The organism is Roseivivax sp. GX 12232, from assembly GCF_021272185.1.
Taxonomy (GTDB): Bacteria; Pseudomonadota; Alphaproteobacteria; order Rhodobacterales; family Rhodobacteraceae; genus Roseivivax.
In genome coordinates this window covers 193,072-214,479 of record NZ_JAJSEC010000006.1, presented here as the reverse complement: position 1 = coordinate 214,479, position 21,408 = coordinate 193,072, and the positions used below count along the sequence as shown (strand labels likewise).

Sequence of the window (21,408 nt, the reverse complement as noted above, 5' to 3'; positions counted from 1 at the left end):
TGAATAGAGGTATCTGTCAATATGCAGATGAGGCGCATGTGTATGCAAATAGGGTAAGCCTGTGTGCGCTTGCGGGGCCTTTCGGCCGCCCGTGGCAGGAACAAATGCACGCACATAGCGTGGCATCGGGGGCTTTTGGAACAGCGGCGGTCCAACGGGTGGGCTCTGCGCGCCGCCTGCGGGGATGATGCGGCTGGTATCCGACCCGCTCTCGCGGACGCCGCTGGATCAAAATGAGCCGTTCTGGATACACAGGAGTGTCGCGCCCAAACCTTGCCGCGTTGCGGCGCAAACGGCGGGCGGCAGGGCAATCGCCAGCACTGCTTGGGTATCTCCCTCCCGGCCGCTCATGCCACGCCACCCAACCCCGACAAAGCCCTTTGACCACATCCCGGATTTCGCATACAAAATACTACCCGCGCTCCGCCTCGGGCCGTCCATCCGGCGGCGCGGCGGCACGCTTTCTTGCGCCGTCCCGGGCGCGCTTTCAGCACGGATCCGCGCCCCATGACAGCCGCTGCCCAGCCGAAGATGAACGCCACCGAGCAGGCCTACCAGATCATCCGCCGCGACATCCTGACCGGCAAGCTCGAAGAGGGCGAGCGGCTGACCGAGACGCGGCTCTCCGAGGACCTGGGCCTCAGCCGGACACCGATCCGCGAGGCCATCGGGCGGCTCATTCTCGAGGGCTTCATCGACCGGCAAAGCGGCTATACCACCAGGGTCGCCTATTTCCCCGAGGACGAGGCCGAACAGGTCTACGAGATCCGCCGCCTGGTCGAATGCTACTCGGTCCAGCGCGCCGCGCGGCTCGCGACCGAGGAGGACCTGGCCGAGCTGCGCCGCATCCACGCGGTCATGCAGGCCAACACCCCGCCGCGTGACGACAGTGCCTACCAGGTGCTGGTCACCGCCAACGAGGAATTTCACCGCACCATCGTGAATGCCGCACGCTCGCCGCGGCTGACGGCGCTGATGACCACTGTGCTGGATGTCAGCATGGTGGTGCGCACCTATTCGATGTTCTCCGAACACGACCTGCGGCGCAGCCTGCACCACCACGCCGAGATCATCGACGCCATCGAGGCGCGCTCGCCGGAATGGGCCTCCAGCGTCATGTCGGCGCATCTCCTGGCCGGGGCCTCGCGGGTGGCGACGCATATTCAAAGCTCGCAACAGGCGAAGGACGGGGCGTGAGCCTGCCCTTCGAGGAGATCGCCGCGCGCGCGACCCGCTGGGGCTTTTGCGAGGCGCCCGAGGTCTCGCTGCCGCTGGATGCGGCCAAGGCGCCGGGAGCGGGGCCCTTGGCGGGCCTGACCCTCGGGGCGAAGTCCAACTTCCGGGTCGCGGGCCAGGCCTGGACCGCTGGCATCGGCGCGCGCGCGGGCGAGCTGGCCGAGGCCGATGCGCCGCTGGTGGCGCGGCTGCGCGGCGCGGGGGCGCGCATCCTGTCGCGGCTTTCCATGGACGAGGGCGCGCTGGGGGCGGCCTGCGACAACCCGCATTTCACCCGCTGCGAGAACCCGGCCTGGCCCGGGCATTCGCCGGGTGGCTCCTCGGGCGGCTCGGCGGCAGCGCTGGCGGCGGGGGCGGTGGACCTCGCACTTGGCAGCGACACCATGGGTTCGGTGCGCATCCCGGCGGCCTATTGCGGGGTCTTCGGGCTGAAGTTCGGCGCGGGGGCGGTGTCCGATGCGGGGCTCTTCCCGCTGGCGCCGAGCCTCGATGCGCCGGGGATCTTCGCGCGGGATGCGGATGGGCTGACGGCGCTGCTGGATGTGCTTTTGCCCGAGACCCGCGCGGCGACGCCCCTCGGCTGGTACGCGCCGGACGCGGCGCAGCTGGCGGGCTGCACGCCCGAGGTCCAAGCGTTCTATGACGCCTGCCGCGATGCGCTCGGCGCCTCCCTCGGCCCGTCCGACCCGCTGCCGCCCATGGACTTCGAAGAGCTGCGCGGCACCGCCTTCCTGCTGACCGAGATCGAGGCGGCCCAGAGCCTCGGCGGCGTGCCCGGCCTCAGCCCGGGGCTGCGCAAGCTCATCGACTACGGCGCGGCGATCCCGGAGGAGAAGGCCCGCGCGATCCGCGCGTCGCTCGCGGAGACCGCATCCGCCGTGCAGTCCGCCCTCGAGGGCCCGCGCGTGGCGCTTCTGCCCACGGTGGCGGAGCCGGCCTTCCCGCTCGGGGGCCGCCCGCCGCGGGGGCAGGCGGATTTCACCGTCATGGCCAATGTCGCGGGCTGCCCGGCGCTGGCGCTGCCCGCCCCCGGGGCGCAGCCGCCGGTCTCGGCGCAGCTGGTCGGGCCGAAAGGCAGTGAGCGCCGTCTGGTGGCGCTTGCCGAAGAGATCCTCGCGCGGCTCTGAGCCGCGCTCAGCCGCCCGCCTGCCGGGCCGCGCCGGGGGCGAAAAGCTCGGCGCATTCCTCGCGCAGCACGTTCTTCTGCACCTTGCCCATGGTGTTGCGGGGCAGGGCCTCGCGCAAAACGTAGCGCTTCGGGCGCTTGTAGTTGGCCAGCCGTCCCGAGACCTCCTCGGCGATCCCGTCGAGGTCGGGGCCCGCGCCCTCGGCCACCAGCACCGCCACGACGCCTTCGCCGAAATCCGCGTGCGGCACGCCGATCACCGCGCTTTCGCGCACGCCCGGCAGATCGTCGAGCAGCTGTTCGACCTCCTTCGGGTAGACGTTGTAGCCGCCTGAGATGATCAGGTCCTTCTCGCGGCCGACGATGGTCACATAGCCCTCGGCGTCGATCCGCCCGAGGTCGCCGGTGATGAAGAAGCCGTTCTCGCGCAGCTCCTCGGCGGTCTTTTCCGGCATCTGCCAGTAGCCCTTGAAGACATTGGGCCCGCGCACCTCGATCATGCCGGTCTCGCCGGCGGGGAGCGGGGTGCCCTCCTCGCCCATGATGCGAATCTCCACGCCCTCGAGCGGGAAGCCCACGGTGCCCGCGCGGCGGTCGCCGTCATAGGGGTTCGAGGTGTTCATGCCGGTCTCGGTCATGCCGTAGCGTTCGAGGATGGCGTGGCCGGTGCGTTCGCGGAAGCGGTCGTGGGTCTCGGCCAGAAGCGGCGCGCTGCCCGAGGTGAAGAGCCGCATATGCCCGGCGCGGTCGCGGTCGAACGCGGGGGCGTCGAGAAGCCGGGTGTAGAAGGTCGGCACGCCCATCATCGAGGTGGCGCGCGGCAGTGCCTCGAGCACGGCCTCGGTCGAGAAGCCCGGCAGCCAGATCATCGACCCGCCGGCGTTCATCAGCACGTTGCAAGCCACGAAGAGCCCGTGCGCGTGGAAGATCGGCAGGGCGTGCAGCAGCACGTCCGCGTCGGTGAAGCGCCAGGTGCGGGTCAGCGTCTCGGCGTTGGAGGCGAGGTTGCCATGGGTCAGCATGGCGCCTTTTGAACGCCCGGTGGTGCCCGAGGTATAGAGGAAGCAGGCCAGGTCCTCTTGCGTGCAGGGGGTCACCTCGGTGACCGGGGCCGCCTCGGCGACCCGCGCGGCGAAGCTGCCCTGTTCCTCGGCGTCGAGCGTCAGGAGAAGCGCGCCCGCGGCCTCGGTGATCGGGCGCAGCGCATCCTCGGCGGAGGGGTCGGTGACGACGATCTTGGGCGCCGCGTCGCCGACGAAATAGCCGATCTCGTCGGGCGTATAGGCGGTGTTCAGCGGCAGGAAGATCACGCCCGACTGCAGGCAGGCGAGGTAGAGCGCCAGCGCCTCGGGGGACTTCGGGCATTGCATCGCCAGACGGTCGCCCTTCTCCAGCCCCTCGGCACTGAGCATCCCGGCGATGCGGGCGGCGCGTGCGGCCATATCTGCGTAAGACAGCACCTGCCCGCCCGGCAGATGCAAAAGCGGCGCCGGGCTGTCGGCGCGGCCTCCGATCAGCATGTCGTAGAGCGGATTTGTCATCTCGTCGTCTCCTGCAATGTCACGCCGCCGCGTGAAGCCTGACCGTCATCGCCGTGGTGCCATCGGGGCGCCGCGCCCAGAGCTCGGCCCCCTCGGTGCTGTCGCGCCCCTCGAGCGTGAAAGGCGCGGTGACGAAAAGCGGGGCCATGGCGCGGATCTTGATCGCCGAGAGCGCCCGGCCCTCCAGCCGTTCGAGGCCCAGCCCGATGAGCAGCGTCGCGGTCAGCGGGCCATGCACCACCAGCCCCGGGTAGCCCTCGGTGCCGCGGGTGTAATCGGCGTCGTAATGGATGCGGTGGCCGTAGAAGATCAAGGCCGAGTAGCGAAAGAGCAGCACCGGGTCGGGGTGGATCTCGCGGGTGAAATCGGCGTCCTCGGGCACGGGTTTGCCCGGGGGCGGGGGCGCGTCCGGGTCCGGCGCGGCGCGGTAGACGATGTTCTGGGTCTCGCGCAGCCGGTGTTCGCCCGCGACGCTGAAGTCGTGGTCGACGGTGACGAAGCAGAGCCGCCCCGAGCGGCCGGTCTTCTCTTCGACGCTGCGGATGGTCGAGAGCTTCTGCACGTGTTCGCCCAGGCGCAGGGGTTTGTCGATCTCGACCCGCCCGCCGGCCCACATCCGCCGCGGCAGCCCGAAGTCGGGGATGAAGCGCCCGAGCTTCTCATGGCCGTCGGCGCCCAGTTCCGAGGCGCGGATCTGGGGATTGAAATAGAGGTAGTGCCAGAAGGGCGGCAGCGGATCGCCCTCCTCCAGCGTGGCCTCCTGGTCGAGCGTCAGCTGCATGAGCCGCGCCTGGCGCAAATCGAGGCTGTCCTCGGCCCGCTCGCTGCGGCCGACGGCCTCCTGCAGGGCCTTGTCCCGGGTTTCGGTGCTCATGTCATCGGCCCTCGAACCGGGGTTTGCGCTTCTCGGCGAAGGCGCGCTGCCCCTCCTGGTAGTCGGCGCTGTCGAAACAGGCGCGCACCAGCGCCTCGACCCGTTCGGGGTCGCGGGCGCCCTCGGGGCGCGCCAGTTCCAGGAGCGCCGCCTTGACCGCCCGGATGGTCAGCGGCGCATTGGCGGCGAGCCGGTCGATATAGGCGGCGCATTCGGCCTCGAACTGGTCGACCGGGTAAAGGAAATCCGCGATGCCCGCCGCGCGGGCCTCCTCGGCGTTGAGCCGGCGGCCGGTGAAGAGCAGATCGGCGGTCCGCGCGTGGCCCAGCCGCGACAGGAGCGAGGCGACGCCCTCGTAGCCGTAACCCAGCCCCAGCTTGGCGGGCGTGATGGCGAAACGCGCATCCGCGGCGGCGAGCCGCAGGTCGCAGCGCATGGCGATGCCGAGCCCGCCGCCGATGCAGTAGCCCCGGATCAGCGCGAGGACCGGCACCGGCATGACCTCGACCGCGCGCTCGGCCCGGGCGACGGCGGCGTTGTAGCGCGCCGCCCCCGTGGCATCGCTGCGGGTCTCGCCGAACTCCGAGATGTCGGCGCCCGCGACAAAGGCCCGGTCGCCCGCGCCCTCCAGCACCAGCACCCGCAGGTCCGGGTCCGTGGCAAGCTCGTCGCAGATCTCGGCCAGCGCCTCCCACATGGCGAGCCGCATGGCGTTCATCTTCTCGGGCGCGTTGAAGACGATCCGGGCCACGCCGCCCGCGCGGCGCAGCAGGATGCGGCCCTCGGCAAAGGGCGTCTCGCGCGTCACGTCCCCGTCCATTGGCCGCCTCCGTCGATGTCCACCACGGTGCCGTTCAGATAGCCCGCGCGCGGCGACAGAAGCATGACCGCCAGGGCGGCGACCTCCTCGGGGTCGGCGGGGCGGCCATAGGGGAAGCGGTCCGGGTCGACCATCTCGCGCCAGCGGGCCGCGTCGCCGAGCTCGGCCTGGGCCTTGCGCTTCATGAAGTCGGTCATCCGGTCGGTCAGCGTCGGCGAGGGGTTGATGCCGAAGACCCGCAGCCCCGCGCCCTGGGCCTCGGCCCCCAGCGCCTGGGTGAAGGCGATGAGCGCCGCATTGGCCGCCGAGCCCGAGATATAGGCCGGCCGGTTCGCCCGTCCCGCCATGCCGATGATGTTCAGCATCGCGCCCGAGCCCCGCGCCGCCATCTGGGGCAGGAGCTGCTGACACAGGTGGATGTAGCCGAAGACCTTGAGCTCCCAGTCCTGCCGCCAGTCTTCGATCGACAGATCGCCCAGCCGCCCGGCGCGGATGGCGCCCGCGTTGTTGATCAGGATGTCCGGCAGGTCGACTGCCTCGAGCAGCGCCGCCCGGCCCGCGTCGCTGCCGAGATCGGCGGGCAGCACCGCGACCCGCGCGGGGTCCTCGGGGGCCAGCGCCGCCTGCGCCTCGGCGAGCCGCTCGGCGTCGCGGGCGACCAGCGTGACCCGCGCCCCCTCGGCCAGGAGCGCCGCGGCGATGGCCCGCCCGATGCCCTTGGAGCCGCCGGTGATCAGCGCGTGCCGTCCAGAAAGCCCAAGGTCCATCAGCCGTCTCCGTCGATGTAATACTGGATCTCGAAGAAGCTGCAGCCTGCCTCAGAGGTGAAGGGCCCGTGTTCGGTGCCGGGCGGGCGGCAGGCATAGGCGGGCGCCTCGAAGGCCGTGCCGCCTTTGCCTTCCGCGTCGCAGCCGGTGACCAGCACGCCCGAGAGCAGATAGACCTCTTCCCAGTAGTCATGCACGAAGACCGCAGGCGCCACGGCGCCGGGCTGGAAGCGGATCAGACGGGTGCGGACGCCGGTCTTGGCCTCTTCGTCCAGCGCGCCCGAGAGCATCTTCATCTCGACCCCCGGCGCGCCGCCGGGCACCGGCTCCCAGCCGGTCTCCTCGTTCAGGGCATGGAAGGGCACGGCGGGTTTCAGGGTCATGGCACGGGCTCCGGTTCGGGGGTGACGGCGCGGGTCAGCGCGCGGTGCAAGGCAAGAAGGTCGGGCGCCTCGGGCAGGGCGGTCACCGCCTCGGCCAGGGCGCGGGCGGCGGGCGGCGGCACCCGGCCATGCGCGGCGTTGAGGTGAAACTTTTCCAGTAGGTCCGCCTCGGACATCGGGTTTTCCGGGTCGCCCCAGGCCGCGGGGCATTCCGCGCTGCGCTCGGGCCCAGAGGACCGCGCGACGGTGACCCTGGCGCCATAGGCCTCCGGGAAGGCGGCGTCATGGGCCGGGTCCTGTTCCAGCCGCACGCGGGCGCGCAGCGCGGCGATGCCGGGATCGGTCAGCGCGGCGCCCTCGAAATCGGCCACGCCCGGCCGTCCGCGCAGGAGCGTCACCGCCACCGCGTGCTGCAGGCTGAAGCGCGCGGCATCGCCGCTCCGGGGCTCGGGCGCGTCGCAGAAGTCGATCGCCGCACCATAGGTGGCGACGCGGATCTCCGCGGCCTCGGTCACGCCGTCCTCGCGCAGCGCCAGCGCCGCCGAGATCGCGGGATGGGTGTGGCGGCAGGCCGGGAAGGGCTTGTAGCTCATCTCGGTGATCGCCCAGGGGCCCGGCGCGGTCAGCGGCGCGGGATCGGCGCCGGGGTAGTGGCTCGCGAAAAAGCCCATGCGCCCGGTCAGGATCGCCCGCGGCCCGCGGAAGCCCGCCGCGCCCAGTTCGGCCGAGAAGACGCCGGCGCGGGCGGCATGGGCGGTGGCGAGCTGCTTGGAAAAGCTGGGCTCCAGCCGGCACTGCCAGATCCCGGCGGCCTGCATGCCCGCCTGTCCCAGTGCATCGGCGGTCGCCTCGGCGTCGAGCCCGCGCAGCCGGGCAGCACTGAGCGTCGCGCCGAAGACCCCGCAGGTGCCCGAGTTGTAGAAGGGGGTATAGCCGCCCGAGGCCGCGACCCGACCGATCCGCGTGGCGATCTCGTAGCCCGCGACCAGCGCATCGAGAAGACCTGCGCCCGGGGTCTTGCGGCGCAGGCCCAGGGCCAGGGCGGCCGCGCAGATCGTGTCGCCGGGATGCAGGATCGAGGCGCGGTGCAGATCGTCCATCTCTAGCACATTGCCGAGCGCCCCCAGCGCCAGCGCCGCGGTCTGCGCGTCCGAGCGCAGGGGCGCGAAGGCCATGCCCAGAAGATCGCCGCCCTCGACCCCCAGCGCCGCCGCCAGCGCGCGGGCCTGCGGCGCGCCGCGCGCGGCCAGGATGCAGCCCAGCCAGTCGAGCAGGCAGAGCCGCGCCGCGGCCCGGGCCGGAGCGTCCGGCGCGGCGCTGGAAAGCGCGATCAGAGCCGATTCGGCGGAGGCGGGGTCATGGGTCATTTCGCATACAAAATCCGCTATACACCCTCAGGATTGCCCCGATTCTGCGTGCAGATCAAGCGCCATGAGCCTGCATATAACGCTGGAATCGCATGTTCTTGGGCGGGCCCCACATATTTCGCAATGATTTTCAGCAGCTTGCAGGAATCTTCATTCTGCATACAAAAAAATTTTGCAATCACGCCGTTTCGGGACATACTCGATGGCAAGAGCAAGGGCGTGTCCGGCCTGAACCGGGCCGCCCGGCGGCCGCGAAGATCGGCCGCCATGCCATTGGGGCAAGACGATCGGGACAGACGATCCACCCTGCCGGCTGGTCGGCGGGCCCAACCAACAGGAGAGTTCGCATGAACCAAGCTGAGTTTAACCGCCGCACATTCATGGCCCTGATGGGCGCCACCGCCGCCTCGGGCGCCTTCGGCACCGCGGCCCGCGCGCAGGAGGCGCTGAAGCTCTGGGCGCCGGGCATCGCCAAGGTCGGCGCGCAGGACTGGTCCGACATGGAGTCCCAGGCCGGGATCAGCATCAACGCCATCGCCAAGTCGGCCCGCGCCGATGAATCGATCCAGAAGATGGTCGTGGGCGACGGCAACGCGCTTTATGACGCCATGACCGACAACGGCGGCGGCATGGAGGACGCGCTGGCCTCGCAGGGGGCGATCGCCGAGCTCGACATCTCGCGGATCCCGAACTGGGCCAATATCCTCGAGAGCTACCAGGAGGGCGGCGACAGCGCCGACACCATCCGCCACGACGGCAAGGTCTATGCCGTGCCCTATATCTCCAACGCCGACAGCCTGGCCTTCAACCACGAGGTCATCGGCGAGGAGCTGACCTCCTGGGAGGCGCTTTTCGACAGCCAGTTCCGCGGCCGGGCGGCGATGCAGAACGACTTTGGCCCGACGCTGACCAATACCGCGATCTACCTCAAGCAGTCCGGCAAGGGCGACATCGACAACCCCTCGGACATGACCGAGGACGAGGTGCGCCAGACCTGCGAGTTCCTCATCGACCTCAAGAAGAAGGGCCACTTCCGCACCTTCTGGGACGGGGTGCAGAACGGCGCCGACCTTCTGTCCTCCGAAGAGGTGCTGGTCTCCTCCTGCTGGGAGGTGATCCAGATCTTCGCGGCCCGCAAGAACGGCCAGGACATCCGCTACGGCACGATGAAGGAAGGCCACCAGAGCTGGAACAACATCGTCATGCTGACCCGCGGCGGCCAGGAGCGCGGCATGGAAGAGGCCTTCTACAGCCTCGCCAATGTCTACCTCAGCCCCTGGTTCGGCGCGCAGACCCTGGCGGGCCTGGGCTTCACCCCGCAGATGACCGGCGTGTCCGAATTCGTCGAGGCCAACGGCGACATGTTCGACGATGACACCAAGGCGATCATGGCCGAGCGGCTCGAGCGCAAGCAGGCGCGCCGCGCGGTGGCCGGCAACTCCTGGCAGAACGTCTTCCCGACCAACATCCGGGCCTACCAGGACTGGTGGTCGCGCGTTCAGGCGGCCTGATCCACATGGCGGTGCAAAGCACAGAAACGGTCGGCGGGGCACGTCCCGTCGACCGGACCACGCCCCCCTGGCGCGAGCGGCTGGTGCCCTGGGTCTTCCGCGCACCGCTGATCTTCATGGTGATCTTCTTCGCCCTGCCGATGGCGATGACCGTGGTCTTCTCGGTCTTCGAGCGCACGATGTTCTGGATGGAGCCGGGCTTCACCCTGTTCTCCTACGAGAACTTCTTCTTCTCGGCACGGCTGACGAACTTCCTCAACTCGATGAAATACTCGCTGATCTCGGTGGCGATCTGCTTCGTCTTCGGCTTCCCCATCGCGGTCTTCGTGCGCAAGTCGATCCCGCAGGTGGCGCAGCACCGAGTGGTGCTGCTGTTCATCCTGCCCTTCATGGTCTCCGAGATCATCCGCGTCTTCGCCCTGCGCCCGGTCCTGCAGCGCAACGGGCTGGTGAACACCACGCTGATGGACCTGGGCATCATCGACGAGCCGATCACGGCGCTTCTTTACACCCATACCGGGGTGGTGATCGGCGAGGTGCTGTCCTTCCTGCCCTTCATCGTCTTCTCGGGCTTCCTCGCGATGGAGGCGGTGCCGAAATACATCTTCGAGGTCTGCGACGACCTGGGCGTCGGCCCCTGGCGGCGCTTCAAGGACGTGATCCTGCCGCTCGCGGCGCCGGGGATCTTCGCGGGCTCGGTCTTCATCTTCGTCAACGGGCTGGGCGTGGCGCTGCTGCCGAACATCCTGGGCGGGGCGGGGGCCGTGAACGCCGGGCTGATCGCCACGCAGGCGATCACCGCGCTCGACTTCCCGCTCGCCATGGCGGTGAGCGCGATCATGATGGCCACCCTGATGACGCTTCTGTGGATCGGGCACCGGCTTTTCGATCTCACCAAGATCCTCACCCCGCTGAGCTGAGGGCGCGCGCATGAACGACTACGACAATCCCTGGCTGCATCGCCTGAAGTGGGCCTACCTGCTCTTCGTGGTGCTGACGCTGATGACCCCGGTCCTCTACGTCATGTATGTCTCGTTCAACGCCAACGGTTTCGGCGCGAACGAATATGTCTTCACGCTCGAGTGGTACGGGCTGATCTTCTCGGACGAGCTGTTGATCGGCGCCTTGCGCTGGACGCTGATGCTGGCGGTGGTGGTGACCGTGATCACCGTGCCGATGGCGCTCTTGGCGGCCAAGCACTACAAGTCGGCGGGCAACAAGATCTTCCCGGTCTTCCTGCTGCTGGCGCCGCTGTTCGTGCCGCCGGACATCCTGGGCTCGGCGCTCCTGGTGTCCTTCAAGAACCTCAACATCGCCTTCATCTGGCTGGGCGACCAGCTCGGCACCGCGATGTTCGACGGCTGGTTCCGGCTGAGCTTCCTGACCGCGACGATCGGGCTGATCATCTACACGATCCCCTATTCCTTCGTGGTGATCCTGATCACCATGGGCCGTTACCGCCCCGAACAGACCGAGGCCGCGCGGGCCTGCGGGGCCAACGGCTGGCGCGCCTTCTGGGACATCGAGTTCCCGCAGATCCGCGCCGGTGTTTTCTCGGCCTGCGCCTTCACGGTGATCCTGGTCTTCAACGAATACACCCGCACGAGCCTTCTGAAGGGCGGGTTCGACACCTTCACCACGGTGCTGATCAGCCAGATGCTCAACACCGGCATGTCGCCGCAAAGCTATGCCATGTCCGCCATGGTCAGCTTCGTCGCCATCGCCGTGATCGGCTCCATCATCCTTTTCACCATGATCCGCGCCGAGAGCCTCTCGCGCGTGGCCCGCGCCAAGGCGGCGCCGGTGGGATCGTGACCCAGATCGAGACCCAGGGGACCCAGCAGATGACCGACAGCCAAGCTCCCGCCGTCGAGGTGCGCAACCTCGCCAAGCACTACGGTGACTTCGTGGCGCTCCAGAACGTCAATGTCTCGATCGGGGCGGGCGAGTATTTCGTCCTGCTCGGGCCCTCGGGCGGGGGCAAGACGACGCTCCTGCGCACCATCGGCGGCTTCCAGAAGCCGACCCATGGCGAGGTGCTGCTGCATGGCCGCAGCGTCGGCCACCTGCCGCCCGACAAGCGCCCGACCAGCATGGTCTTCCAGGCCTATGCGCTGTTCCCGCACATGAGCGTGGAGCAGAACGTGGGCTACGGGCTCAAGGTCGCGGGGCTGCCGCGCGCGCAGGTCGCCGAAAAGGTCGCCGCGGCGCTGGAGCAGGTCGGGCTCACGCCCTTTGCCGCGCGCCGTCCGCACGAGTTGTCGGGCGGCCAGCAGCAGCGCGTGCAGCTCGCCCGGGCCATCGTGCTCGACCGCGACATCCTGCTGCTCGACGAGCCGCTGGCGGCGCTGGATGCGCAGCTCCGCAAGGACATGTGCCTCGAGCTCAAGCACCTGCAGGAGAAGGTCGGCATCACCTTCATCCATGTCACCCACAACCAGGAAGAGGCGATGACCGTGGCCGACCGGATCGCGCTCATTGCCAATGGCGAGCTGGTGGAGTTCGGCCGCGCCCGCGACATCTACCGCGCGCCGGAGAAGACCTTCACCGCCAGCTTCGTGGGCGAGAACAACGTGCTGAAGGGCCGCGTCGCCGAGGCCGCGGGCAGCGAGATCATCGTCGACGTGGCGGGCTCGCGGCTGCAGGTCGACAAGCGCGGCCTCGCGGTCAGCGACGGGCAGGAGGTGACGCTCTCGATCCGTTCGGAATGCGTGGCGCTCGACCGGGTGAACGGGGCCGAGACGCCGGCGGACGGCTTCTCGATCACCGGGGCCTATGACGAGTCGGTCTACCTTGGCCTGACCACCTCGCACCTGGTGCATCTGCCCGACGGCACCGAGATGGTCAGCCGCGAGATCGCCGACAGCGACGAGCGCCTGCCCGAGGCCGGATCCCGCGTGCGGCTGTCCTGGAAGCCCTCCGACATCCGCCTGCACGTGGAGTGATCCCCATGCCCTCCAATCCGCGCATCCCCTTCCAGCTGTCCTCGGACCGCGCGCCGCTCGACGGGCCGGACGGCAAGCCGCTGATCGTCCATATCGTGATGAACATCGAATACTGGCCGATCGAGCGGGCCATGCCGCGCGGCATCATCCCCGCGCCGCATGGCGCCACCCCGGCGCCGCCGGATGTGCCCAATTTCTCCTGGGTGGAATACGGCATGCGCTGCGGCATGCCGCGCATCCTCGACATGCTCGACCGCAAGGGGCTGCCCTGTTCGGCCTTCATCAACGCCCAGGTTGCGGACGTCTACCCGACGCTCATGGGCGCGGTGAAGGACGCCGGCTGGGAGCTGGTGGGCCACGGCTGGTTCCAGCAGTCGCTGAAGCAGGCCGAGGACGAGGCCGACGTGATCCGCCGCAGCCTCGACCGGCTGGAGCGGGTGGCGGGCCACAGGCCCCGCGCCTGGCTGGGTCCGGGCCTCGGCGAAAGCGAGGACACCCCCGACATCCTCAAGTCCGAGGGCGTGGAGTTCCTGCACGACTGGGCGCTCGACGACCTGCCGGTCTGGATGAAGACCAAGCACGGGCCGCTTCTCGGGCTGCCCTATACCTTCGAGCTGAACGACGTGCCGGTCTACGCCATCCAGAACGGATCGAGCGACGAATACCTCAAGCGCGTCGAGGCGACGCTGGCCACCTTCGAGCGCGAGCTGGCCGCGCAGCCCCGGGTCATGACCCTGGCGCTGCACCCGCATATCATCGGCGTGCCGCATATCGCGCATTTCTTCGAGGCCGCGCTCGATCTGCTCATGGCGCGGGAGGACACCGTCTTCCTGACCTCGAGCGGCATCGGCGACTGGTATCTCGGGCAGGACCCCGACGGGGCCGCCCGGCTGATGGAGGCGCAGTGATGGCGGATCGTTCGCTTGCCCTCGACGGGCTCAAGGTTCTGGACCTCACCCGGGTGCGCGCCGGGCCGACCTGCTGCCGCGTGCTGGCCGATTTCGGCGCCGATGTGATCAAGATCGAGGCGCCGGTGGGCGCCGACCCCTCGGCCGGGGTTTCGGGGGCGCGGCACGGCTACGACATGCTGAACCTGCACCGCAACAAGCGGTCGCTGACGCTGAACCTCAAGGCGCCCGAGGGCCGCGCGCTCTTCCTGCGCATGGTCGAAAGCGCCGACGTGGTGGTCGAGAACTTCCGCCCCGACGTGAAGGACCGGCTGGGCATCGCCTATGACGACCTGAAGGCGGTGAACCCGCGGGTGATCCTGGCCTCGATCTCGGGTTTCGGACAGGACGGGCCCTATGCCCGACGGGCGGGCTTTGACCAGATCGCCCAAGGCATGGGCGGGCTCATGGGCGTCACCGGAGAGGCCGGCGGCGGGCCGATGCGCGCGGGCGCCGCGGTGGCCGACAGCGCCTCGGGGCTCTACGCGGCGATCGGCATCCTCGTGGCGCTGCAGGAGCGCGAACGCTCGGGGCAGGGGCAGTGGGTGCAAAGCTCGCTGCTCGAGGCACAGATCGCGATGATGGACTTCCAGGCCGCGCGCTACCTCGTCGAGGGCGAAGTGCCGCAGAGCTCGGGCAACGACCACCCCTATGTCACGCCCATGGGCGTGGTTGCGACACGGGACGGATACCTCAACCTCGGCATCGGCAGCGATGCCCAGTGGCGGGCCTTCTGCGGCCTGATCGACCAGCCCGACTGGGGCGAGGACGCGAAATGGGCGACCAATGCCGCCCGCTTCGAGCGCCGGGCCGAGCTTTGGGACCTGCTGAACCCGATCTTCGCCGAGCGCGACACCGCCGATTGGGTCGAAGCCCTCGAGGCGGTCGGCGTGCCCGCCGGGCCGATCTACAAGATGGACGAGGTCTTCGCCGATCCGCAGGTCACCCACCTCGGCATCGCCGCCCCCGTCCACCACCACGCCCGCGGCGAGACGCGGCTGGTGGGCCAGCCGGTGACGCTCTCGCGGACGCCGGCCTCGATCTACGTGTCCGCGCCCGATGCGGGCGCCCATTCCGAGGCGATCCTGGCCGAGGCCGGCCTGTCGCCCGAGGAGATCGCCGCGCTGAGGGCGCGCAACGTCATCTGAAGGACAGAGCCATGAACCACTACGATCCCGACATGATCACGATGCCGGTTGCCCCGGCCTTCGAGGATATCCGCGACGCGGTGGCGCGGCTCTGCGACGACTTCCCCAATGAATACTGGCTGAAGCTCGACAAGGAGGACGCCTATCCCCACGACTTCGTCACCGCGCTGACCGAAAGCGGCTTTCTCGGCGCGCTGATCCCCGAGGAATACGGCGGCTCGGGCCTGCCGCTCGCCGCCGCCGCCGCGGTGCTCGAGACGATCCACGCCAAGGGCTGCAACGCCGCCGCCTGCCACGCGCAGATGTACACCATGGGCACCGTGCTGAAGCACGGCTCCGAGGCGCAGAAGCAGAAATACCTGCCGAAGATCGCCACCGGCGAGCTGCGTCTGCAGGCCTTCGGGGTGACCGAACCCACCACCGGCAGCGACACCACCCAGCTCAAGACCCGGGCCGAGAAGACCGACAAGGGCACCTATATCGTGAACGGCCAGAAGGTCTGGACCTCCCGGGCCTTCGAGTCGGACCTGATGCTGCTCCTTGCGCGGACCACCCCGGCGGATCAGTGCAAGAAACGCTCGGACGGGATGTCGGTCTTCCTCATCGACATGAACGAGGCGCGGCAGAACGGGCTCTCGCTGACCAAGATCGACGCGATGATCAACCACAACACCTGCGAGGTCTTCTTCGACAACGTCGAGATCCCCGCCGACACGCTGGTCGGCGAAGAGGGCAAGGGCTTCAAGTATATCGTCGACAGCATGAACGCCGAGCGCATCCTGATCGCCAGCGAATGCATCGGGGACGCCAAGTTCTTCATCGAGAAGGCCTGCGAATACGCCAATGACCGCAGCGTCTTCGGCCGGCCGATCGGCGCCAACCAGGGCATCCAGTTCCCGCTCGCCGACGCCTATGCCAAGGCGCAGGCGGCCGAGCTGATGGTCTCCAAGGCGGCGGCGATGTTCGACGCGGGCCAGAAGGCCGCCGCCGAGGCGAACCTCGCGAAGCTGCTCGCCGCCGATGCCTCCTGGGCCTGCGCCGAGGCCTGCATGCAGGTCTATGGCGGTTTCGCCTTCGCCCGCGAATACGGGATCGAGCGCAAGTGGCGCGAGGCGCGGCTCTATCAGACCGCGCCGATCTCGAAGAACATGATCTTCGGCTACCTCGGCCAGCACGTCCTGGGGCTGCCGCGAAGCTACTGAGCGCCGGGCCCTTTCGGGGCGGCGTCACCGGCGGGCGGGGGGCAAGCCCCGCGCCGCCGGACCGCGCGGGTGGGCTCCCTGTGCCGTCCGCGCGTTTTTTCTCACCCGCCGGGTCCGGGCCCGGGTGGGAGGCCTTTCCGCGCCCGCGCGTCAGATGCTTCATGTTTAAATTATTGATTTATGAAGGATCTTTCCCGCGCCCCCGGGGCCGCATCTGCCGCCCGGCGCGGCTTTGAGCGCAAGACCAAGGCACCAAAGGCTTTCCGCGCCGCGAAAGTGACCCAGGGAAAGGCGCCGGCTTCCTTGCGGCCTGCTCTGACTTCGCTATCATCCCAATTCTCGAACGGGGCCAAAGAGCTCCGGTTCAGTCACAGGGAGTATTCTTATGAAATCCACCGGCATTCTTGCCGCGGCGCTTCTTGCCAGCACGGCATTGAGCGCGCAGGCCGAAACGCTGCGCTGGGCGCGCGCGGGCGACAGCCTGACGCTCGACCCGCACGCGCAGAACGAAGGTCCGACGCACACGCTGTCGCACCAGATCTACGAGCCGCTGATCATCCGCGACATGACGGGTGAGTTCCAGGCCGCCCTGGCGACCGACTGGGCGCCCAAGGAAGACGATCCGAACGTCTGGGTCTTCAACCTCCGCGAAGGCGTGACCTATCACGACGGCGCCGAGTTCACCGCCGAGGACGTGGTCTTCTCGATCAACCGCGCGAAGTCCGAGGACTCGGACATGAAGGAGCTGCTGAACTCCATCACCGAGGTGCGCGCGGTCGACGACCTGACCGTCGAGTTCGTCACTGACGGGCCGAACCCGATCCTGCCGGCGAACCTCACCAACCTGTTCATGATGGACAAGGGCTGGGCCGAGGCCAATGACGCCACCGACGTGCAGGACATGGAAGGCGGCGAGACCACCTTTGCCGCGACCAACGCCAACGGCACCGGCGCCTACAAGCTCGTCAGCCGCGAGCCCGACGTGCGCACGGTTCTGGAACAGAACCCCGATTACTGGGGCATGGACCAGTTCCCGATGGAGGTGACCGAGATCATCTACACCCCGATCCAGAACGCCGCGACCCGCGTCGCCGCGCTGCTCTCGGGCGAGGTGGACTTCATCCAGGACGTGCCGGTGCAGGACCTCGGCCGCGTCGGCGACACCGAGGGCCTCGTGGTCAAGACCGCCCCGCAGAACCGGGTGATCTTCTTCGGCCTGAACATGGGCGCCGATGACATCGCCAACGACGACGTCGAGGGCGAGAACCCGCTGGCCAGCAAAGAGGTGCGCCAGGCCATGTCGATGGCGGTGAACCGCGACGCGATCCAGCAGGTCGTGATGCGCGGCCAGAGCCAGCCGGCCGGCATGATCGCCCCGCCCTTCGTGAACGGCTGGACCGAAGAGATGGATCAGTCCACCACCGACGTCGAGGCCGCCAAGGCCCTGATGGAGGAAGCGGGCTACGGGGACGGATTCTCGATCCAGCTCGACTGCCCGAACGATCGCTACATCAACGACGAGGCGATCTGCCAGGCCGTCGTGGGCATGCTCGCCCAGATCGGCGTAACCGTGAACCTGGACGCCAAGCCCAAGGCCCAGCACTTCCCGCTGATCACCAACGGCGAGACCGACTTCTACATGCTCGGCTGGGGCGTTCCGACCTATGACTCGGAATACATCTTCAACTTCCTGGTCCACACCCGCGGCCCCGAGCGCGGCAGCTGGAACGGCACCGGCTTCTCCGACAGCGCGATCGACGAGAAGATCGTGAGCCTCGCCTCCGAGACCGACCTCGAGGCGCGGAACGCGACCATCGGCGAGATCTGGCAGACCGTCCAGGACGAGACGCTCTACATCCCGGTGCACCACCAGGTGCTGAACTGGGGCATGACCGAGGGCGTCGGCATCGAGGTCAGCCCGGAAGACGACCCGAAGTTCAAGTTCTTCGAGATGAACTGAGGTTTGGCCGGCGCCTGAGCGCGCCGCCCATGATCCCGGACCCGGACGCGGCTGGCCCGCGTCCGGGCAACCGCATTAGCTGAAGGATGACTGCCATGAGACTGCCCCTCGCTCTTGTCGCGGTTGCGGCGCTGACCGCGCCTGCCGCCGCCGAACCCTTCCGCTGGGCGGGACAGACCGACCCCAACACCATGGACCCGCATGCGGGCAACTCCGCGCCGGTCCTGGGTTTTCTGAACAATGTCTACGAAGGCCTCGTGCGCCGGAACCAGGACATGGAGATCGAGCCCGCGCTCGCCACCTCCTGGGAGCCGCTCGAGGACGGGCCGGGCTGGCGGTTCACCCTGCGCGAAGGCGTGACCTTCCACGACGGCGCGGAGTTCACCGCCGAGGACGTGGTCTTCTCCTATGAGCGCGCCTCCTCCGCCGAGGCCGATACCGCGAGCTGGTTCTCGGGGGTGACCGAGGTCACGGCGCCCGACGATTACACCGTGGTGATGCGCACCGAGGCGCCGAACCCGATCTTCCCCGACAGCATCGCCAACTGGATGATGATGGACAAGGGCTGGTCCGAGGCCAACGACGTGACCCGCCCCAACATCGAGCGCGGCAACTACGCGACGATCAACACCAATGGCACCGGCGCCTTCATGGTGACCGAGCGCGAGCCGGGCCTGCGCACCGTGCTCGAGCCGCACGAGGGCTGGTGGGGCGAGGCCGACCACAACGTCACCCAGGGCATCTTCACCCCGATCGAGAACTCCGCGACCGCGGTGGCGGCGCTGCTCTCGGGCGAGGTCGACATGATCAACCCGGTGCCCGTCCAGGACGCGCAGCGCATCGACCAGGCCGAGGGCGTGCAGCTCCTGCGCGGCATCGAGGCGCGGGTGATGATGTTCGGCTTCAGCCAGGACAAGGAGACGCTGCTGGCCTCCGATGAGGAGAACCCCTTCCAGGATCCGCGCGTCCGCCAGGCGGTGGGCCATGCGATCAACGTGCCGGCGATCCTGCAGACCACCATGCGCGGGGCGGCCGAGCCGGCGGCGCAGCTCGTCAGCCCGGCGATGCGCGGCTATTCCGACAGCCTCTCCGAGCGGCCGGCCTTCGACCCCGAGCGCGCCCGCGCGCTCCTGGCCGAGGCGGGCTACGAGGAAGGCTTCTCGTTCCAGCTCAAGTGCCCGAACGACCGCTACATCAACGATGAATCGGTCTGCCAGGCGGCGGTCGCCATGCTGGCCCAGGTCGGGCTCGACGCCCAGCTCGAGGCCATGCCGGTGCGCAACTACTGGCCCGAGCTTCGCGCCGACAACTACGACATGTATCTGCTCGGCTGGTCGCCCGGCACCTTCGACGCGGAACATCCCTTCCGCTTCCTGGTGCACACCCCGCAGGAGAACATCGGCACCTGGAACTTCGGCGGCTATTCCAACCCGCGGGTGGACGAGCTGATCCCGATGGTGCAGGCCGAGATCGACGAGGAGGCCCGCCAGGGCATGCTCGACGAAATCGCCGGCATCGTGCAGGAAGACGCGGTCTACCTGCCGCTTTATGTGCAGCCGCTCCTTTGGGGCGCGGCCGAGAACGTGGAACTCACCCAGCGCGAAGACAACTTCTTCATCCTGCGCTGGGTCACCGTGAACTGAGGGCTCATGCTCGCCTATATCATCCGCCGGGTCGCCCAATCGATCCTCGTGCTGTTCGTCGTGGGCCTGGTGGCCTTCTCGATGTTCCGCTTCGTGGGCGACCCGATCGACAACATGCTGGGGCAGGAACGCACCCAGTCCGACGTTGAACGCCTGCGCACCGAGCTGGGGCTCGATCAGCCCTTCCCGGTGCAATATTACCGCTTCCTCGAACAGGCGGTGCAGGGCAACTTCGGGCTGAGCTACCGCCAGGGGCGTCCGGTCTCGGAGATCCTCCTGGAGCGGCTGCCCGCCACCCTGGAACTCGCCACCGTCTCGGGCATCCTCGCGCTTGTCGGGGGCATCGGGCTCGGGATCTTCACCGCGATCCGAAGGCGGGGCACCGCGGCCAATGTCATCATGACACTGTCACTGGTGGGGGTGTCACTCCCGACATTCCTGATCGGCATCCTGCTGATCTACGTCTTCTCGGTGGAACTTGGCTGGCTGCCCTCCTTCGGGCGCGGCGAGGTGACCTGGATCGGCGGCTGGTCCACCGGCTTTCTGACCGAAAGCGGGCTGAAGGCGCTGATCCTGCCGGCGATCACGCTGGGGCTCTACCAGATGACGCTGATCATGCGGCTGGTGCGCACCGAGATGCTCGAGGTGCTGCGCATGGACTACGTGCGCTTCGCACGGGCTCGCGGCATCAAGGAACGCGCGATCAACTTCCGCCACGCGCTGAAGAACACGCTGGTGCCGGTGATCACCATCACCGGCCTGCAGCTCGGCTCGATCATCGCCTTCGCGATCATCACCGAGACGGTCTTCCAGTGGCCGGGGGTGGGGCTGTTGTTCATCAACGCCATCCAGTTCGTCGATATCCCCGTGATGGCCGCTTACCTGATGCTGATCTCGGTGATGTTCGTCGGCATCAACCTGATCGTCGACATGCTCTATTTCGCCATCGACCCGCGTCTCAGGGTCGACCGGACCGCAGGAGGTCACTGATGTCCGAAGTGCAGACCGAAGCCAAGGTGCGGCCGGGACGGCTGGCCCGCGCCTGGGACAGCGATCTGGCCTATTCCTTCCGCCATACCCCCGTCGCGGTGGTCTCGGCGGTGGTTGTGTCGATCCTGATCCTCGCGGCCGTCTTCGCGCCGCTGGTGGCGCCGCACAATCCCTTCGATCCCGCCACGCTGAACCTGATGAACGGTTTCACCCCGCCGGGGCAGCCGAACCAGTTCACCCAGGACTACTTCCTGCTCGGCACCGACGACCAGGGCCGCGACGTCTTCTCGACGATCCTCTACGGGATGCGGATCTCGCTTTTCGTGGGTTTCGCCGCGGTGATGCTGGCCATGGTGATCGGGGTGCTGCTGGGGCTGCTCGCGGGCTACCTCGGCGGCTGGACCGAGACGGTGATCATGCGCATCGCCGACATCCAGCTGACCTTCCCGGCGATCCTCGTGGCCATGCTGATCTTCGGCATCGCCAAGGGCATCACCCCGCCGGAATACCGCGACCAGATGGCGATCTGGGTGCTGATCCTGGCGATCGGCCTGTCGGACTGGGTGCAGTTCGCCCGCGTGGTGCGCGGCGCCACGCTGGTCGAGAAGAACCGCGAATACGTCCAGGCGGCGCGGCTCATCGGGCGCTCGCCCTTCTCGATCATGCTGCGGCACATCCTGCCCAACGTGCTGAACCCGGTGCTGGTCATCGCGACCATCAGCCTCGCGCTGGCGATCATCGCCGAGGCGACGCTGTCCTTTCTGGGCGTGGGCGCGCCGCCGACGAAACCCTCGCTCGGCACGCTGATCCGCATCGGCCAGGAGTTCATGTTCTCCGGCGAATGGTGGATCCTGTTCTTCCCCGCCGTGACCCTGCTGGCGCTGGCCCTGTCGATCAACCTTCTGGGCGACTGGCTGCGCGATGCGCTCAATCCGAAACTGAGGTGAG

The 21,408-nt window shown here is 68.4% G+C and carries 19 protein-coding genes; 13 read left to right on the top strand and 6 right to left on the bottom strand.

Going from position 1 to position 21,408, the window contains the following annotated elements:
- Nucleotides 1-507: 507 nt before the first annotated feature.
- Both LR948_RS12345 and LR948_RS12340 read left to right on the top strand, forming a co-directional pair.
- A complete protein-coding gene (locus LR948_RS12345) occupies nucleotides 508-1,197 on the top strand; it encodes a GntR family transcriptional regulator (protein ID WP_232754335.1) in 690 nt (229 codons plus the stop codon).
- Nucleotides 1,194-2,363: an amidase gene (locus LR948_RS12340; RefSeq protein ID WP_232754334.1), complete on the top strand. Its 1,170-nt coding sequence runs from the start codon at nucleotides 1,194-1,196 to the stop codon at nucleotides 2,361-2,363. Before LR948_RS12345 ends, LR948_RS12340 begins: the two co-directional genes overlap by 4 nt.
- A 7-nt stretch (nucleotides 2,364-2,370) precedes the next feature.
- On the opposite strand, the gene LR948_RS12335 is transcribed toward LR948_RS12340, so the two are convergent.
- From LR948_RS12335 to LR948_RS12310, 6 genes are read right to left on the bottom strand one after another with little or no spacing between them, the layout of a single operon-like run.
- Nucleotides 2,371-3,903, bottom strand: a complete 1,533-nt coding sequence (locus LR948_RS12335; RefSeq protein WP_232754333.1) for a malonyl-CoA synthase — start codon at nucleotides 3,901-3,903, stop codon at nucleotides 2,371-2,373.
- 19 nt (nucleotides 3,904-3,922) lie between these two features.
- Nucleotides 3,923-4,777, bottom strand: coding sequence for a MaoC family dehydratase N-terminal domain-containing protein (locus tag LR948_RS12330; RefSeq protein WP_232754332.1), 855 nt, complete (start codon nucleotides 4,775-4,777; stop codon nucleotides 3,923-3,925).
- 1 nt (nucleotide 4,778) lies between these two features.
- Complete coding sequence (locus LR948_RS12325; protein ID WP_232754331.1) at nucleotides 4,779-5,597, bottom strand: enoyl-CoA hydratase; 819 nt, start codon at nucleotides 5,595-5,597, stop codon at nucleotides 4,779-4,781.
- A complete protein-coding gene (locus LR948_RS12320; RefSeq protein WP_232754330.1) occupies nucleotides 5,582-6,364 on the bottom strand; it encodes a short-chain dehydrogenase/reductase in 783 nt (260 codons plus the stop codon). Before LR948_RS12320 ends, LR948_RS12325 begins: the two co-directional genes overlap by 16 nt.
- Complete coding sequence (locus tag LR948_RS12315) at nucleotides 6,364-6,747, bottom strand: cupin domain-containing protein (RefSeq protein ID WP_232754329.1); 384 nt, start codon at nucleotides 6,745-6,747, stop codon at nucleotides 6,364-6,366. The genes LR948_RS12320 and LR948_RS12315 overlap by 1 nt, the downstream gene beginning before the upstream one ends.
- Nucleotides 6,744-8,114, bottom strand: coding sequence for an MmgE/PrpD family protein (locus LR948_RS12310; protein ID WP_232754328.1), 1,371 nt, complete (start codon nucleotides 8,112-8,114; stop codon nucleotides 6,744-6,746). Before LR948_RS12310 ends, LR948_RS12315 begins: the two co-directional genes overlap by 4 nt.
- Before the next feature lie 347 nt (nucleotides 8,115-8,461).
- Between LR948_RS12310 and LR948_RS12305 the strand changes: the two genes are divergently transcribed.
- The 11 genes from LR948_RS12305 to LR948_RS12255 all read left to right on the top strand — a co-directional run bounded on the left by LR948_RS12305 (nucleotide 8,462) and on the right by LR948_RS12255 (nucleotide 21,407).
- Complete coding sequence (locus tag LR948_RS12305) at nucleotides 8,462-9,625, top strand: PotD/PotF family extracellular solute-binding protein (protein WP_232754327.1); 1,164 nt, start codon at nucleotides 8,462-8,464, stop codon at nucleotides 9,623-9,625.
- The gene (locus LR948_RS12300) at nucleotides 9,601-10,545 is read left to right on the top strand and encodes an ABC transporter permease (protein WP_232754326.1); all 945 of its coding nucleotides are present in this window, start codon (nucleotides 9,601-9,603) and stop codon (nucleotides 10,543-10,545) included. Before LR948_RS12305 ends, LR948_RS12300 begins: the two co-directional genes overlap by 25 nt.
- A 10-nt stretch (nucleotides 10,546-10,555) precedes the next feature.
- The gene (locus LR948_RS12295; RefSeq protein WP_232754325.1) at nucleotides 10,556-11,440 is read left to right on the top strand and encodes an ABC transporter permease; all 885 of its coding nucleotides are present in this window, start codon (nucleotides 10,556-10,558) and stop codon (nucleotides 11,438-11,440) included.
- Nucleotides 11,437-12,570 carry an ABC transporter ATP-binding protein gene (locus LR948_RS12290; protein ID WP_232754324.1) on the top strand — a complete coding sequence of 378 codons (1,134 nt, stop codon included), beginning with the start codon at nucleotides 11,437-11,439 and terminating at the stop codon, nucleotides 12,568-12,570. Before LR948_RS12295 ends, LR948_RS12290 begins: the two co-directional genes overlap by 4 nt.
- 5 nt (nucleotides 12,571-12,575) lie before the next feature.
- Nucleotides 12,576-13,478, top strand: a complete 903-nt coding sequence (locus LR948_RS12285) for a polysaccharide deacetylase family protein (RefSeq protein ID WP_232754323.1) — start codon at nucleotides 12,576-12,578, stop codon at nucleotides 13,476-13,478.
- Nucleotides 13,478-14,665 (top strand): CaiB/BaiF CoA-transferase family protein, encoded by a 1,188-nt coding sequence (locus tag LR948_RS12280; protein WP_232754322.1) that lies wholly within the window; start codon nucleotides 13,478-13,480, stop codon nucleotides 14,663-14,665. The genes LR948_RS12285 and LR948_RS12280 overlap by 1 nt, the downstream gene beginning before the upstream one ends.
- Nucleotides 14,666-14,676: 11 nt before the next feature.
- Nucleotides 14,677-15,867 (top strand): acyl-CoA dehydrogenase family protein, encoded by a 1,191-nt coding sequence (locus LR948_RS12275; protein WP_232754321.1) that lies wholly within the window; start codon nucleotides 14,677-14,679, stop codon nucleotides 15,865-15,867.
- 385 nt (nucleotides 15,868-16,252) lie between these two features.
- Nucleotides 16,253-17,827 carry an ABC transporter substrate-binding protein gene (locus tag LR948_RS12270; RefSeq protein ID WP_232754320.1) on the top strand — a complete coding sequence of 525 codons (1,575 nt, stop codon included), beginning with the start codon at nucleotides 16,253-16,255 and terminating at the stop codon, nucleotides 17,825-17,827.
- Nucleotides 17,828-17,922: 95 nt separating this feature from the next.
- Nucleotides 17,923-19,470, top strand: a complete 1,548-nt coding sequence (locus LR948_RS12265) for an ABC transporter substrate-binding protein (RefSeq protein WP_232754319.1) — start codon at nucleotides 17,923-17,925, stop codon at nucleotides 19,468-19,470.
- Between the two features lie 6 nt (nucleotides 19,471-19,476).
- Nucleotides 19,477-20,460 carry an ABC transporter permease gene (locus LR948_RS12260; protein WP_232754318.1) on the top strand — a complete coding sequence of 328 codons (984 nt, stop codon included), beginning with the start codon at nucleotides 19,477-19,479 and terminating at the stop codon, nucleotides 20,458-20,460.
- The gene (locus tag LR948_RS12255) at nucleotides 20,460-21,407 is read left to right on the top strand and encodes an ABC transporter permease (RefSeq protein WP_232754317.1); all 948 of its coding nucleotides are present in this window, start codon (nucleotides 20,460-20,462) and stop codon (nucleotides 21,405-21,407) included. The genes LR948_RS12260 and LR948_RS12255 overlap by 1 nt, the downstream gene beginning before the upstream one ends.
- Nucleotide 21,408: the final 1 nt, after the last annotated feature.